14 protein-coding genes are annotated in these 13,120 nt (G+C 71.8%); 6 read left to right on the forward strand and 8 right to left on the reverse strand.

What is annotated here, in order from left to right:
* Positions 1 to 68 precede the first annotated feature (68 nt).
* Entirely contained in the window at positions 69 to 1,322 is a 1,254-nt protein-coding gene (locus ABZS69_RS30220) for a S8 family serine peptidase (RefSeq protein ID WP_355378517.1), read from the forward strand.
* 59 nt (positions 1,323 to 1,381) lie between these two features.
* Here the strand turns inward: ABZS69_RS30220 and ABZS69_RS30225 are convergent, their stop codons facing one another.
* The 3 genes from ABZS69_RS30225 to ABZS69_RS30235 all read right to left on the reverse strand — a co-directional run bounded on the left by ABZS69_RS30225 (position 1,382) and on the right by ABZS69_RS30235 (position 4,538).
* Positions 1,382 to 1,861: a DinB family protein gene (locus ABZS69_RS30225; protein ID WP_355378519.1), complete on the reverse strand. Its 480-nt coding sequence runs from the start codon at positions 1,859 to 1,861 to the stop codon at positions 1,382 to 1,384.
* Between the two features lie 67 nt (positions 1,862 to 1,928).
* Positions 1,929 to 3,665, reverse strand: coding sequence for a glycerol-3-phosphate dehydrogenase/oxidase (locus ABZS69_RS30230; RefSeq protein ID WP_355378521.1), 1,737 nt, complete (start codon positions 3,663 to 3,665; stop codon positions 1,929 to 1,931).
* Between the two features lie 102 nt (positions 3,666 to 3,767).
* Positions 3,768 to 4,538, reverse strand: coding sequence for a DeoR/GlpR family DNA-binding transcription regulator (locus ABZS69_RS30235; RefSeq protein ID WP_355378523.1), 771 nt, complete (start codon positions 4,536 to 4,538; stop codon positions 3,768 to 3,770).
* A gap of 128 nt (positions 4,539 to 4,666) precedes the next feature.
* Between ABZS69_RS30235 and ABZS69_RS30240 the strand changes: the two genes are divergently transcribed.
* The 4 genes from ABZS69_RS30240 to ABZS69_RS30255 are packed head-to-tail and all read left to right on the forward strand — an operon-like array spanning position 4,667 to position 8,412.
* Positions 4,667 to 5,539, forward strand: a complete 873-nt coding sequence (locus ABZS69_RS30240; RefSeq protein WP_355378525.1) for a sugar isomerase — start codon at positions 4,667 to 4,669, stop codon at positions 5,537 to 5,539.
* Positions 5,536 to 6,669, forward strand: coding sequence for an N-acetylglucosamine-6-phosphate deacetylase (nagA, locus tag ABZS69_RS30245; protein ID WP_355378526.1), 1,134 nt, complete (start codon positions 5,536 to 5,538; stop codon positions 6,667 to 6,669). Before ABZS69_RS30240 ends, nagA begins: the two co-directional genes overlap by 4 nt.
* A complete protein-coding gene (locus ABZS69_RS30250) occupies positions 6,669 to 7,577 on the forward strand; it encodes a 1-phosphofructokinase family hexose kinase (RefSeq protein WP_355378528.1) in 909 nt (302 codons plus the stop codon). The genes nagA and ABZS69_RS30250 overlap by 1 nt, the downstream gene beginning before the upstream one ends.
* Before the next feature lie 10 nt (positions 7,578 to 7,587).
* Positions 7,588 to 8,412 (forward strand): class II fructose-bisphosphate aldolase, encoded by an 825-nt coding sequence (locus ABZS69_RS30255; RefSeq protein ID WP_355378529.1) that lies wholly within the window; start codon positions 7,588 to 7,590, stop codon positions 8,410 to 8,412.
* Here ABZS69_RS30255 and ABZS69_RS30260 read toward each other — a convergent pair.
* The 3 genes from ABZS69_RS30260 to ABZS69_RS30270 are packed head-to-tail and all read right to left on the reverse strand — an operon-like array spanning position 8,402 to position 10,191.
* Entirely contained in the window at positions 8,402 to 8,836 is a 435-nt protein-coding gene (locus ABZS69_RS30260) for a GNAT family N-acetyltransferase (protein WP_355378531.1), read from the reverse strand. The genes ABZS69_RS30255 and ABZS69_RS30260 overlap by 11 nt on opposite strands.
* Complete coding sequence (locus ABZS69_RS30265) at positions 8,833 to 9,609, reverse strand: phosphotransferase (RefSeq protein WP_355378533.1); 777 nt, start codon at positions 9,607 to 9,609, stop codon at positions 8,833 to 8,835. The genes ABZS69_RS30260 and ABZS69_RS30265 overlap by 4 nt, the downstream gene beginning before the upstream one ends.
* A gap of 9 nt (positions 9,610 to 9,618) precedes the next feature.
* Positions 9,619 to 10,191 carry a TetR family transcriptional regulator gene (locus ABZS69_RS30270; protein WP_355378535.1) on the reverse strand — a complete coding sequence of 191 codons (573 nt, stop codon included), beginning with the start codon at positions 10,189 to 10,191 and terminating at the stop codon, positions 9,619 to 9,621.
* A gap of 69 nt (positions 10,192 to 10,260) precedes the next feature.
* Here ABZS69_RS30270 and ABZS69_RS30275 point away from each other — a divergent pair, with 69 nt between their 5' ends.
* The gene (locus ABZS69_RS30275) at positions 10,261 to 10,821 is read left to right on the forward strand and encodes a dihydrofolate reductase family protein (RefSeq protein ID WP_355378536.1); all 561 of its coding nucleotides are present in this window, start codon (positions 10,261 to 10,263) and stop codon (positions 10,819 to 10,821) included.
* Here the strand turns inward: ABZS69_RS30275 and ABZS69_RS30280 are convergent.
* Positions 10,799 to 11,992: a sigma-70 family RNA polymerase sigma factor gene (locus tag ABZS69_RS30280; RefSeq protein WP_355378538.1), complete on the reverse strand. Its 1,194-nt coding sequence runs from the start codon at positions 11,990 to 11,992 to the stop codon at positions 10,799 to 10,801. The genes ABZS69_RS30275 and ABZS69_RS30280 overlap by 23 nt on opposite strands.
* A gap of 5 nt (positions 11,993 to 11,997) precedes the next feature.
* Complete coding sequence (locus tag ABZS69_RS30285; RefSeq protein WP_355378540.1) at positions 11,998 to 13,119, reverse strand: GuaB3 family IMP dehydrogenase-related protein; 1,122 nt, start codon at positions 13,117 to 13,119, stop codon at positions 11,998 to 12,000.
* Between the last annotated feature and the right edge of the window lies 1 nt (position 13,120).

Below are 13,120 nucleotides of genomic sequence, written 5' to 3' on the forward strand. Positions count from 1 at the left end.
TGTCGGACTTAGTGGATTTGTCATGACATAGGTCCCCTGGGTCCGCGACACAGGAAGGGCTCACGCTGATGCGAACACGCACCCCCCTGCTCGCATTGCTCGTCAGCGCCATGGCCTTAGCCATGACGCCGCTGCCCGTCTCCGCCGCCACCCAAGAGGCCCAGGCCGCGGAAGGGACGTACATCGTCGAGCTCAAGCCGACCATGCGGGCCGCCCCCCGCACCGCCGCCCAGGACCAGGTGTCCCAGGCCGGCGGCCAGCTCGTCGGCGTCTACGAGCACGCGTTCAAGGGCTACACCGCCCGCCTGACGGCGAGCGCGGCCGAGCAGCTCAAGCGCAACCCGAACGTCCTCAGCGTCGAGGCCGACGCCGAGGTGACCGCCTTCGTGCAGACCACTCCCACCGGCCTACGGCGCATCTTCGGCCCCAGCAACCCGAACCTGGACATCGACGGCACCGATGACGTGCGCATCGACACGGACGTCGCCGTCATCGACACCGGCGTCGACTACACCCACCCCGACCTGAACGTCGTCGCCCGCGCCAACTGCGTGTCGGGCGTCTGCACGAACAACGCCGGCGTCGACGACAACGGCCACGGTTCGCACGTCGCGGGCACCGTCGGCGCGATCGACAACTCCATCGGCTCGGTCGGCGTCGCGCCCGGCGCCCGCATCCACGCCGTCAAGGTGCTCAACTCGGCCGGCTCCGGCACCCTGGCCGCGATCGCCGCCGGCATCGACTGGGTGGTGGCCCGCGCCTCCACCATCGAGGTCATCAACCTGAGCCTGGGCTGCAACGGCTGCACGAGCAGCGCGATCAGCAACGCGATCACCAATGCCGTCAACGCCGGCATCGTGGTCGTGGTGGCCGCGGGCAACAACCACGCGAACACGTCCTCGTTCTTCCCCGCCAACCACGCCGACGTGGTCACCGTCTCGGCGCTGACCGACAACGACGGCCTGGCCGGCGGCGCCGGCGGCAGCACGCTCTCGTGCCGCAGCGAGACCGACCAGGACGACACCTCGGCGTTCTACTCCAACTACGGCGCCTCCGTCGAGATCACCGCACCCGGCACCTGCATCTACTCGACGTGGATGAACGGTGGCTACAACACGATCAGCGGCACCTCGATGGCCAGCCCCCACGTGGCGGGCGCGGCCGGCATCCTCACCGCGGGCGCCCGCAAGCCGACGACCAGGGCGGGCTCCCTGGCCGTACGGACCAAGCTGATCTCCACCGGTAACTCCAACTGGACCGACGACTCGGGCGACGGCGTCAAGGAGCCCCTGCTCGACGTGCACGACGCCACGCAGTACTGACAGACCATCCCGGATAGGGCGGTACGCGGATCCCGCAGCGCCGCGTGCCGCCCCCTCCTTTACGACCCGGCCAGCTCGCGGGCGATGTCCAGGTGGCCGGCGTGCCGCATGTACTCCTCCAGGACGTGGAACATGATCCACCCCAGCGTCGGCGGCTCCTTGGGCGGCTGGAACCTGCCGATCCGCGAGGCCACGTCCGACAGGCTCGCCCCCGCCACCACCTGCCTGGACCGTTCGCACTGCGCCAGGTAGAAGTCCTTGATCTCCTCGAACGACTCGGCCGCGACGAACACGCCGTCCTCGTCGCGGTCGCCCCCCACGTCCTCGACCTGCTCGCCCGCGAAGTCCCAGACGAACCAGCGCCGCTCCATGTACGCCAGGTGCTTGAGCATCGACAAGGGCGTCCACCCGGACGGCACCCGGCTCACCTCGGGCTCGGGGAGCCCCTCCAGCGTCCGCAGGATCTCCTCGCGGTAGTGGTCGAGGTAGCCTTCCAGCAACTCGCGGGGATCGGACAGCTTCTTCGAGGGTTCACTCATACGCCCTCCTTCGTCGGCCGCACGAGCGAACCGTTCGCGTGTCTGATTATTCGCTCGCTACGCTCGCTCATGACTGCTCCGGGATGACGACGGGGACGATCTCCGGCGCGCCGAGCCTGATCGCGTCGGCCTCCTGGTCGGAGTCCTGCTCCTGCGAGCGGCGCTCGGCCTCGACACGCTTCGTGTAGTACTCCACCTCCCTTTTCACCTGCTCGCTGTCCCAGCCGAGCGGCCCCGCCATCAGCTCGGCGGCCTCCTGGGCCACGGCCAGACCGCGGTGGAAGGTCTCGATCGAGATGCGCGTACGCCGGGTCAGCACGTCGTTGAGATGCCTGGCCCCCTCGTGGGTGGCGGCGTAGACGATCTCGGCCCGCAGGTAGTCGTCGGCCCCGGTCAGCGGCCTGCCCAGCGACGGATCGCGCTCGACCAGCGCCAGCACCTCGTCGAGCATCGAGCCGTAGCGCTGCAGCAGGTGCTCGATCCTGGCCACGTGCAGCCCCGAGGTGTGGGCGATGCGGTATCTGGAGTTCCACAGCGCCTGGAAGCCCTCGGCGCCCGCCAGCGGGATGCGGTCGGTGCACGAGCGCGGCACCCGCTGGTCCAGCCCGTGCGCCACCGCGTCCACCGCGTCCTTGGCCATGACCCGGTAGGTCGTGTACTTCCCGCCGGCGATCAGGACCAGTCCCGGCACCGGGTGCGCCACCACGTGTTCCCTGGACAGCTTGGAGGTCTCCTCCGACTCGCCCGACAGCAGCGGGCGCAGCCCCGCGTAGACGCCTTCGACGTCGTCGTGGGTCAGCGGCACGGACAGGACGGCGTTCACGTGGTCGAGCAGGTATTCGATGTCCGCGCGGGAGGCGGCGGGGTGGCTCTTGTCGAGCCTCCAGTCGGTGTCGGTGGTGCCGATGATCCAGTGGCGGCCCCAGGGGATCACGAAGAGCACGGACTTCTCCGTGCGCAGGATGATCCCGGTCAGCGAGTGGATCCGGTCCCGCGGGACCACCAGATGGATGCCCTTGGAGGCGCGTACGTGGATCTGGCCGCGGCCTCCGACCAGTTCCTGGATGTCGTCGGTCCAGACGCCGGTGGCGTTCACCACCTGCTGGGCGCGTACGTCCAGCTCGTCGCCCAGCTCCAGGTCGCGCACGCGTACGCCGGTGACCCGCTCGCCCTCCCGCAGGAAGCCGACCGCCTGCGCCCGCGGCGCGATCGCCGCGCCGTAGGTGGCCGCGGTGCGCAGCAGGCTCACCACGTAGCGCGCGTCGTCCACCTGCGCGTCCCAGTACTGGACGGCGCCCGTGAGGGCGGACTTCTTGAGCGCCGGGGCCAGCCGCAGCGCCCGCGACCTGGACAGGTGCCGGTGGCCCGGCACGCCGCGGGTGGTCCCGGCCGCGGCGCCGAGCGTGTCGTAGAGCGCCACTCCCGCGCCGACGTAGATCCGCTCCCACACGTAGTGGGTCAGCGGGAAGAGGAACGGCACCGGCCTGACCAGGTGCGGGGCGATCCGCTGCAGCAGCAGCGCCCGCTCCCGCAGCGCCTCGCGCACCAGCTCGAAGTTGAGCTGCTCCAGGTATCGCAGGCCCCCGTGGATCAGCTTCGAGGAGCGCGAGGAGGTGCCGGAGGCGAAGTCTCTGGCCTCCACCAGGGCCACGTCGAGCCCTCTGGTCGCGGCGTCGAGCGCGATCCCGGCGCCCACGATGCCGCCGCCGACCACGACCACGTCGAAGACCTGACCGGCCATGCGCTCCAAGGCTTCGGTCCGCTCCGCCGGCCCGAGCCGAGCCTCGCGCCTTCCCGACGTCATATCTTCCCCCTGGTACGGCTTTGTCGCCTGCGCCTGATACCTACCCGCGGGGCAGTCGGGCTGTAACGCGGCCGTCCAGAGCGCGCGAGCTCAGACACCGACTCAGGCGCGGACGACCTTCACGCCCGCCTCCGTCAGCTCCGCGGCCATCGCGTCGGAGAGCCGGGCGTCGGTGACCAGCGTGTCGACCTGCCCGATGGGGCAGATCCGGGAGAAGGCCCGCTTCCCGACCTTGGAGGAGTCGGCCACCACGACCACGTGCGCGGCCCGGCTGATCAGCAGGTGGTTGACGCTCGCCTCCCCCTCGTGGTGGGCCGAGGCGCCGAGCTCGACGTCGAGCGCGTCCACCCCGAGGAAGGCCACGTCCAGCGTCACCTGCTCCAGCACTCCGGTGGCCAGCGGCCCGATGAGCTCGTACGACTGCTGCCTGGCCACCCCGCCGGTCACCACGATCTTGACGTGCTGGCGGACGGTCAGCTCGGCCGCGATGTTCAGTGCGTTCGTGACGATCGTGAACCCGCTCTCCAGCGTGGACAGCGTGGCGAGCGTGCGGGCCAGCTCGGAGGTGGTCGTGCCGCCGTTGAGCCCCACCACGGCGCCGGGCGTCACCAGCTCGGCCGCCGCCGTCGCGATGCGGTGCTTCTCGTCGGCGTGCCTGGCCGTCTTGTAGCGCAGCGGCAGGTCGTAGCTCACGCTCTGCGCGACCGCGCCGCCTCGCGTGCGCATGAGCATCTGCTGCTGGGCGAGCTGATCGAAGTCCCGCCTGATCGTCGCCGTGGAGACGCCGAGCGCCTGGGCGGCCTCCTCCACCGACAGCCTGCCTTCCTGGGCCAGCAGCTCGAGGATGGCGTTCCAGCGGTCATAGCGGGACACAAGGCCTCCTAGGCGATGGGGACAAGGGCAAGCGTGGCACAACCAGCCGGGCCAGGGCCAACAGTGTCCATTAATGCACTTTCCTGGTATAAAACCAGCAGAAACAATCAATCGTCGGGAGGCAAGTGGTGACCACCCACACCGAGGCCGAGATCGCGTCCCAGCCGTCGTGCTGGCGCCGCGCCATCGCGAGCGTCCCCGCCGACGCGCTGCCGCGCCCGGGCGAGCGGGTCGCCGTGGTGGGGTGCGGCACGTCGTGGTTCATCGCGATGGCGTACGCCTCCCTGCGCGAGCGGGCCGGGCTCGGCGAGACCGACGCGTTCGCGGCCTCCGAGGCCCCGATCGGGCGCTCGTACGACCGCGTGCTCGCGCTGACGCGTTCCGGCACCACGACCGAGGTGCTGGAGCTGCTGGCCAGGACCACCACGAGGACCACTGCCATCACCGCCGACCCCGACACGCCGATCATGACGGCCGCCGACGAGGTCGTCGTGCTCGACTACGCCGACGAGCAGTCGGTCGTGCAGACCAGGTTCGCGACCACGCAGCTTGCCCTACTGCGCGCCAGCCTCGGCGAGGACCTCGACCAGGCCGTCGAGGACGCCGAGGCGGCATTGGCCGCGCCGCTGCCCGACGAGCTGGTGGGGGCCGGGCAGTTCAGCTTCCTCGGCACCGGCTGGTCGGTCGGCCTGGCCCAGGAGGCGGCGCTGAAGATGCGCGAGGCGTCCCGCTCGTGGACGGAGGCGTACCCGGCAATGGAATACCGGCACGGCCCGATCAGCATCGCCGCGCCCGGGCGCGTGACGTGGATGCTCGGCACCGCCCCAGAGGGCCTGCGCGCGCAGGTCGAGGAGACCGGCGGCACGTTCTTCGAGACCGCGCTCGACCCCATGGCCGAGCTGATCCGCGCCCAGCGGGTGGCCGTCGCCCGGGCCTTCGCCCAAGGGCTGAACCCCGACGAGCCCATGCACCTCACGCGATCTGTGATCCTTTCTTCATGAGCCTTACTCTTGCCGACGCCAGGATCGTGACCCCCGAGGGGGTCCACGAGGGGTGGCTGACCATCGAAGACGGCCGCATCACGCACGTCGGCCGCGGATCCGCCCCCGGTCAGGGCCTGAGCGTGGGCGGGCGGCACGTCATCCCCGGGTTCGTGGACATCCACAACCACGGGGGCGCGGGCGGCTCGTTCCCGACCGGCGAGCAGGACAAGGCGCGCACGGCCGTCGAGCTGCACCGCCGCCACGGCACCACCACGACGATGGCCAGCCTGGTCACCGACACGCTCGACGGGCTGACCGCGGCCGCGGCCGCGCTGGCCGAGCTGTGCGAGGAAGGGCTGCTGGCCGGCATCCACTTCGAAGGCCCCTACATCGCCAGGGCCCGCTGCGGCGCGCACGACCCGACGCTGCTGCGGGAGCCGTCGCGGCAGGAGCTCACGGCGCTGCTGAAGGCCGGGCGCGGGCACGTCCGCATGGTGACCATCGCGGCCGAGCTGCCCGGCGCGCTCGACGTCATCCGCATGGCCGCCGCCGAGGGCGTGATCGCGGCCGTGGGGCACAGCGACGCCGACTACGAGACGACGATCCAGGCCGTCGAGGCGGGCGCGAGCGTGGCCACCCACCTCTACAACGCCATGCCGCCGCTGGGTCACCGCGCGCCCGGCCCGGTGGCCGCGCTGCTCGACGACGAGCGGGTGACGGTCGAGCTGATCAACGACGGCGTGCACGTGCATCCGGCGATGCTGCGCCTGGCGTACGAGGTGGCGGGCCCCGGCCGCACGGCGCTGATCACCGACGCGATGTCGGCCACCGGGCTCGGCGACGGCGACTACGTGCTCGGCCCCATGCGGGTGCGGGTGGAGGACGGCGTGGCCAGGCTGGTCGAGGGCGGCTCGATCGCGGGCTCCACGCTGACCATGGACGTCGCGTTCCGGCGCAGCGTCCAGGAGGTCGGCATGTCGCTGCCCGACGCCGTCCAGGTGGCCTCCCTGACGCCCGCGCGGGTGCTGGGCCTGGCCGGCCGCATCGGCTCGATCGCCGTGGGCAAGGCGGCCGACCTCGTGGTGCTGTCCGACTCGCTGGAGGTGGCCGGGGTGATGAAGGACGGCGTCTGGATCACGGAGCCCTGATGATCCTCACCGTGACGCTCAACGCCGCCCTCGACGTGACCTACCAGGTCCCCGACGTCGACTGGGACGGGGTCAACCGGGTCAGCGCGGTGCACCGGCGCGCCGGCGGCAAGGGCGTCAACGTCGCCCGCGTGCTGGCCGCGCTGGGCCAGGACGTGCTGGTCACGGGGCTGGCGGGCGGCCCCACGGGGCGGGCGATCGAGGACGACCTGCGGGCGGCCGGCCTGCCCGGCGCCCTGCACCCCGTCGCCGCCGACTCCCGCACGACGCTGGTCGTCTCGGAGCGGCCGGGCACGCGCACGGCGCTGTTCAACGAGCCGGGCCCCGAGGTCACCCCCACCGAGCTGGCGGGCTTCGTACGGCGTTACGAAACGCTCCTCGACGGCGCCGGCGCGGTCGTGATCTCGGGCAGCCTCCCGCGCGGCGTCCCCGCCGACACCTACGCCACGCTGGCGGCCGTCGCCGCCGGCAAGGGGGTCCCGGCCATCGTCGACGCCGACGGCGACCCGCTCCGACACGCCCCCAAGGGCCGTCCGTCCGTGGTCAAGCCCAACCGGGAAGAGCTGGCCAGGGCCGTTCCCGGCGGCACCCCGGCGGAGGGCGCGCAGGCGCTGCGGAGCCAGGGCGCCGGGGCCGTGGTGGTGTCCATGGGCGCCGACGGGCTGCTGGCGGTCACCGAGGAGGGCACCTTCACGGCGCGCATGCCGTACACCGTGCGGGGTAATCCGACGGGGGCGGGCGACTCGCTGGTCGCCGGGCTCGCGCTGGGCCTGGTGGAGTCGGCGCCGTGGCCCGACAGCCTCCGCCGGGCGGCGGCGCTCGGCGCGGCCGCCGTGGCCGCGCCCGTGGCCGGCGACTTCGACCCCGACGTCTACGCCGACATACACCCCCAGATCATCATCACGTAAGGAGCACGCCATGCCCCTCGCCGCCATCGGCGACATCATCCGCCAGTCGCCCGCTGGGGTGGGCGCGTTCAACGTGATCCAGCTCGAGCACGCCACCGCCATCGTGGCCGGCGCCGAGGCCCTGGGCCTGCCGGTGGTGCTGCAGATCAGCGAAAACTGCGTGCGCTACCACGGCGCGCTGGAGCCCGTCGCGCTGGCCTCGCTGGCGGTGGCCAGGCGGGCGGAGGTGCCGGTCGCGGTCCACCTCGACCACGCCACCGACCGCGCGCTCGTGGAGGAGGCGGTGGAGCTGGGGCTGGGCTCGGTGATGTTCGACGCCTCGGCCCTGCCCGACGACGAGAACGTGCGCGCGACCGCCGAGGTGGTGGCGTGGTGCCACGAGCGCGGCGTGTGGGTGGAGGCCGAGCTGGGCGAGGTCGGGGGCAAGGACGGCGTGCACGCGCCGGGCGCGCGCACCAAGCCCCACGAGGCGCTCGACTACGTGACCAAGACCGGCGTGGACGCCCTGGCCGTGGCCGTGGGCACCTCGCACGCCATGACGACCAAGGACGCGGTGCTGGACCTGGGGCTCATCGCCGAGCTGCGGGCCACGGTGCCGGTGCCGCTGGTGCTGCACGGGTCGTCGGGGGTGCCGGACGACGTGCTGCGCGAGGCCGTGCGGAACGGCATGAAGAAGATCAACATCGCGACCCACCTGAACAAGGCGTTCACCGGTGCCGTGCGCGACTACCTGGCCCACGACGAGCGCGTGGTCGACTCGCGCAAATATCTCAAGGCCGGGCGGGACGCGGTGGCCAGGGAGGTCAGCCACCTCCTGGGCGTCCTCACGGGGTGAGCCGCTTGCGCATCATGACCGCGGAGCGGCCCTCGACGCCCATGCGGCCGGTCTCGACGTAGCCGAGCGACTCGTACAGGGCGATGTTGGCGGTCATCCTGGTGTTCGTGTAGAGGCGCAGCGCGGGCAGCCCCAGCCAGCGCGCCTCCTGCTCGGCGTACGCCATCAGCGCCCGCCCGAGCCCCTTGCCCTGGCTGCCGGGCTGTACGGCGACGTTCTCCACCAGCAGGACGCCGTCCTCGGGCACGAGCACGATGAGCCCGTCGAGCGCGTCGGTGACGTGCACCCGCCCGGCCGCGATGAGGGCGCCGTAGTCGGCCTCCATGGGCAGCGGCCGCATGCCGACGATCTCGATCCACGGCGAGTAGGCGTCGTGGACCAGCAGCTCCACGGCGTCCTTGTCGGTGTGCACCGCCAGTCTCATGCGGCCAATGTTGCCAGCACGCGTTCGACCTGTCGCTCGAAGGTGCCCGGCGGATTGCGCGGGTGCTCGTGCGAGAGCAGGAACAACCAGACGAGCGCGTGCAGCTTGCGGCACTCGCGCATCCGCCGTTCCTCCTGCGGGCTCAACTCGAACCGGTGCGCGATCTCCACCTCGCCGTCCACCCACATCGACACGTGCTCGGCCGCCTCCGCCAGCTCGAACGCCACGTCGCTGCGCCCCGACTCCTCGTAGTCGACGATGCGGACGCGGGTGCCGTCCCACAGGAAGTTCGCCAGGTTGCCGTCGCCCGCCCCGAACACCGGTGTGATCCCCAACTCGCCCGGCGACCAGCTCTCCAGCCACCGCGTGCCCTCCCTGACCGCCCGGTCCGCCAGCGGGCCCCTGGGTTCCCAGCACGCGCCGCGCCGCCCGGCCCAGTCGGCGAGCGCCTCAAGCTGCCACGGGCGCAGCGGGACGGACCGGAGCACGTGCGGCGGCACCGCGGCGTGCAGCTCGGCCAGCGCCTCGACCAGGGCCGCGACGTGCACGGCCGTCGCGAGCAGCCCGCGCAGCGACACCCCGTCGATCCTGGACATCGTCACCACGCCGTCCTCGTAGCCGATCGGCTCGGGGGCCAGGCCGGGGGCGTACTCGGCCAGCAGGGTCAGCGCGCGCCACTCGCGCTCGGCCGCGCCTGGCTTGCTGTCCATGTAGCGCTTGATGACGACGTCGCCGGCGAAGGCCAGCTCGTGCGTGTGGCGTAGGTCGGCCATGCCCGCATGCTAGGGCAACAACCGCTCAACGGCGCTGGTCACGAGCTTGTGGATCTCCTCCTCGCCGAACACGTCGGGCAGCGTGAGCCGCTCGACGATCAGCCAGTTCATGGCGAGGTAGAGCAGCACGACGGTCGTCGCGTCGCCGGGGAGGCCCGATTCGAGGTGGTTGCGCACGTTCGCGGCCACATCGGCGCGGATCCGCTCGGTCAGCACGGCCCGCAGCTCCGGCCGCCGGGTGGCCTCCAGGCGCAGCTCCAGCAGCGCCAGATAGCCCGATCTGTACGCCGCCACCCGATCCACCACCTCGTGCATCAGCGCGACCACCCGGTCGCGGTCACGCGGCCCGCTCATATGGGCGGCGGTCATAGCGGCGTCCGGCTGCAGGAGCTCGTAGATCCGGCCGCCCGCCTGGGTGAACAGCTCGTCGCGACTGGGGAAGTAGTTGGACGCGGTGCCCGGGGGCACCTCCGCCTGCGCGTCCACCGCCCTGAACGTCAGCCCGCGGGCCCCTTCCCTGGCCAGCACCTCGATCGCGGCATCGACCAGCGCCGCCCGCCTGGCGACGTTCTGCCTGACCACGTTGACACCACTCCATCTGTAGTACTACGGTTAAACCACTTCAACCATAGTACTTTATCTGGAGTCATTTTGCGGAAGCTCGTGTACTACGTCGCCACTTCCATCGACGGCTACATCGCGGGGCCGAACGGCGAGTTCGACTTCTACCCGTGGGCCGACGACATGATGGCCGACATCAACGCCCGTTACCCCGAGACCGTCCCCACCCACCTCCGCGCCATGATCGGCCTCGACGCACCCAACCAGCGCTTCGACACGGTGCTCATGGGCCGCGCCACGTACCAGATCGACAAAAGCGTGACCAGCCCGTACGCCCATCTGCGGCAGTACGTCGTGTCCAGCACCATGGAGATCGCGGACCCTGCCGTCGAGCTGGTCACCGGCGACCCGCTCGGCCTGGTGCGCCGTCTCAAGCAGGAGGACGGCCTGGACATCTACCTCTGCGGGGGCGGCAAGCTGGCCGGCGCCCTGCTGCCGGAGATCGACGAGCTGATCGTCAAGTGCTACCCGGTGGTGGCCGGGGCGGGCATCCCGGCGTTCGACGGCGAGTTCCGGCCGACCGTGTTCACGCTGACCGGCTCGAAGACCTACGACAACGGGGCGGTGGTCATGACGTACGCCCGCCAGTGATCAGCCGCCCGCGCAGGAAGTCCCGCTCCACCTCGTTGCCCGCCCGCGCGGCCGCGGCCTCGTACGCCGTCGCGGCCTCCTCCTCGCGCCCGAGCCGCCGCAGCAGGTCGGCCCGCACCGCGTGGAACAGGTAGTAGTCGTCGGGCCCCCTGAGCAGCCCCAGCGCCGCCTCCAGCCCCTCCACCTCGGCCACCGCCACCGCCCGGTGCACCGCCACGACCGGGCCGGGGTCGAGCTCCGCCAGCAGGTCGTAGAGCCGCACGATCTGCCGCCAGTCGGTGTCCTTCGCTCTCGCCGCGTCGCTGTGCACGGCGTTGATCGCGGCCTGGATCTGGTACGGGCCGGGCTCGTCCCGCCGCAGGCAGCGCCGTACGAGCTCCTGGCCCTCCGCGATGAGCTCGCGATCCCACAGCCCGCGGTCCTGCTCCCCCAGCAGCACCAGCTCGCCCTCCTCGGACGTACGGGCGGCGCGCCGCGACTCGGTCAGCAGCATCAGCGCCAGCAGCCCCGTGACCTCGGGTTCGTCCGGCAGGAGCTCGGCCAGCAGCCGCCCGAGCCGGATGGCCTCGGCGCACAGGTCCTCGCGGATGGCGGTGTAACCCTCGTTGAAGATCAGGTAGACCACGGCCAGCACCGCGCGCAGGCGCTCGGGCAGGTCGGCCTCCCCCGGGATCCGGTACGGGATCCCGGCGGCCCGGATCTTGCCCTTCGCCCGCACCAGCCGCTGCGCCAGCGTGGCCTCGGGCACCAGGAACGCGCGGGCGATCTCCGCCGTCGTCAGCCCGCCGAGCAGCCGCAGCGTGAGAGCCACCCGCGCCTGCACGGCGAGCGCGGGGTGGCAGCACGTGAAGATCAGCCGCAGCCGGTCGTCCTGAACGGGTCCGACGTCCAGGGGCTCGTCCTGGGCGTGCAGGAGCGCGGCCTGCGCGTACTTGCCGGGCCGCGCCGACTCCCTGCGCAACCGGTCGATGGCCCGGTTGCGCGCGGTCGTGATGATCCACCCGGCCGGGCTCGGCGGCGCCCCGGCGGACGGCCACTGCCGCACCGCCACGCTGAACGCCTCCTGCACCGCCTCCTCGGCGACGTCGATGTCGCCGAAGACCCGCACGAGCACGGCGACGGCCCTGCCGTACTCCTCGCGGAACACCCGCTCGACCGCGCTCTCCGGCATGGGCGTCAGCGCTGGATCGGGGCCACCACGACCTCGACGCGCTGGAATTCCTTGATGTCGGAGTAGCCGGTGGAGGCCATGGTCCGCTTGAGCGCGCCCATCAGGTTCATCGAGCCGTCCGCCACGCTCGACGGCCCGTGCAGGATCTGCTCCAGCGTGCCGACCGTCCCGAACTCCACCCGCCGGCCACGCGGCAGGTCGGGGTGGTGCGCCTCCGAACCCCAGTGGAACCCGTGACCTGGCGCCTCGGCGGCCCTGGCCAGCGGCGAACCCACCATCACGGCGTCGGCGCCGCAGGCGATGGCCTTGGCGATGTCGCCGGAGGTGCCCATGCCGCCGTCGGCGATCACGTGCACGTAGCGCCCGCCGGACTCGTCCATGTAGTCGCGCCGCGCCGCCGCCACGTCGGAGATCGCCGTGGCCATCGGCACGGCCACGCCCAGCACGTTGCGCGTCGTGTGCGAGGCGCCGCCGCCGAAGCCCACCAGCACGCCCGCCGCGCCGGTGCGCATCAGGTGCAGGGCCGCCGTGTACGTGGCGCAACCGCCCACGATAACCGGAACGTCCAGCTCGTAGATGAACTGCTTGAGGTTGAGCGGCTCGGCCCGGCCCGACACGTGCTCGGCCGAGACGGTGGTGCCGCGGATGACGAAGATGTCGACACCCGCGTCGATCACGGCCTTGTGGTACTGGACCGTGCGCTGCGGCGACAGCCGCACGGCGGTGGTCACGCCGGAGGCCCGGATCTCCTCGATCCGCCGGCCGATCAGGTCTTCCTTGATCGGCGCCGCGTAGATCTCCTGGAGCCGCCTGGTGGCCGCCTCCGCGTCGAGCGCGGCGCACTCCTCCAGCAGCGGCGACGGGTCTTCGTACCGCGTCCAGAGTCCTTCGAGGTCGAGCGGCGCGAGGCCGCCGAGCCGGCCGATCTCGATGGCGGTGGCCGGGGACACCACGCTGTCCATGGGGGCGACCACTACCGGCAGCTCGAACCGGTAGGCGTCGATCTGCCAGGCGATCGAGACCTCCTCCGGGTCCCGGGTGCGCCGCGAGGGGACCAGGCCGATCTCGTCAAGCGAGTACGCCCGCCGCCCGGCCTTGCCCCGGCCGATCTCCACCTGCTGAGTCATG

It is taken from the genome of Nonomuraea sp. NPDC005650, from assembly GCF_040605375.1.
In the GTDB taxonomy this organism is placed as follows: Bacteria; Actinomycetota; Actinomycetes; order Streptosporangiales; family Streptosporangiaceae; genus Nonomuraea.

Coding starts and splice junctions, on each gene's coding strand:
- ABZS69_RS30225 (WP_355378519.1), bottom strand. CDS start 1,861: ATGAGTGAACCCTCGAAGAAGCTGTCCGATCCCCGCGAGTTGCTGGAA.
- ABZS69_RS30255 (WP_355378529.1), top strand. CDS start 7,588: ATGCCCCTCGCCGCCATCGGCGACATCATCCGCCAGTCGCCCGCTGGG.
- ABZS69_RS30285 (WP_355378540.1), bottom strand. CDS start 13,119: ATGACTCAGCAGGTGGAGATCGGCCGGGGCAAGGCCGGGCGGCGGGCG.
- ABZS69_RS30230 (WP_355378521.1), bottom strand. CDS start 3,665: ATGACGTCGGGAAGGCGCGAGGCTCGGCTCGGGCCGGCGGAGCGGACC.
- ABZS69_RS30280 (WP_355378538.1), bottom strand. CDS start 11,992: ATGCCGGAGAGCGCGGTCGAGCGGGTGTTCCGCGAGGAGTACGGCAGG.
- ABZS69_RS30265 (WP_355378533.1), bottom strand. CDS start 9,609: ATGGCCGACCTACGCCACACGCACGAGCTGGCCTTCGCCGGCGACGTC.
- nagA (WP_355378526.1), top strand. CDS start 5,536: ATGAGCCTTACTCTTGCCGACGCCAGGATCGTGACCCCCGAGGGGGTC.
- ABZS69_RS30220 (WP_355378517.1), top strand. CDS start 69: ATGCGAACACGCACCCCCCTGCTCGCATTGCTCGTCAGCGCCATGGCC.
- ABZS69_RS30260 (WP_355378531.1), bottom strand. CDS start 8,836: ATGAGACTGGCGGTGCACACCGACAAGGACGCCGTGGAGCTGCTGGTC.
- ABZS69_RS30250 (WP_355378528.1), top strand. CDS start 6,669: ATGATCCTCACCGTGACGCTCAACGCCGCCCTCGACGTGACCTACCAG.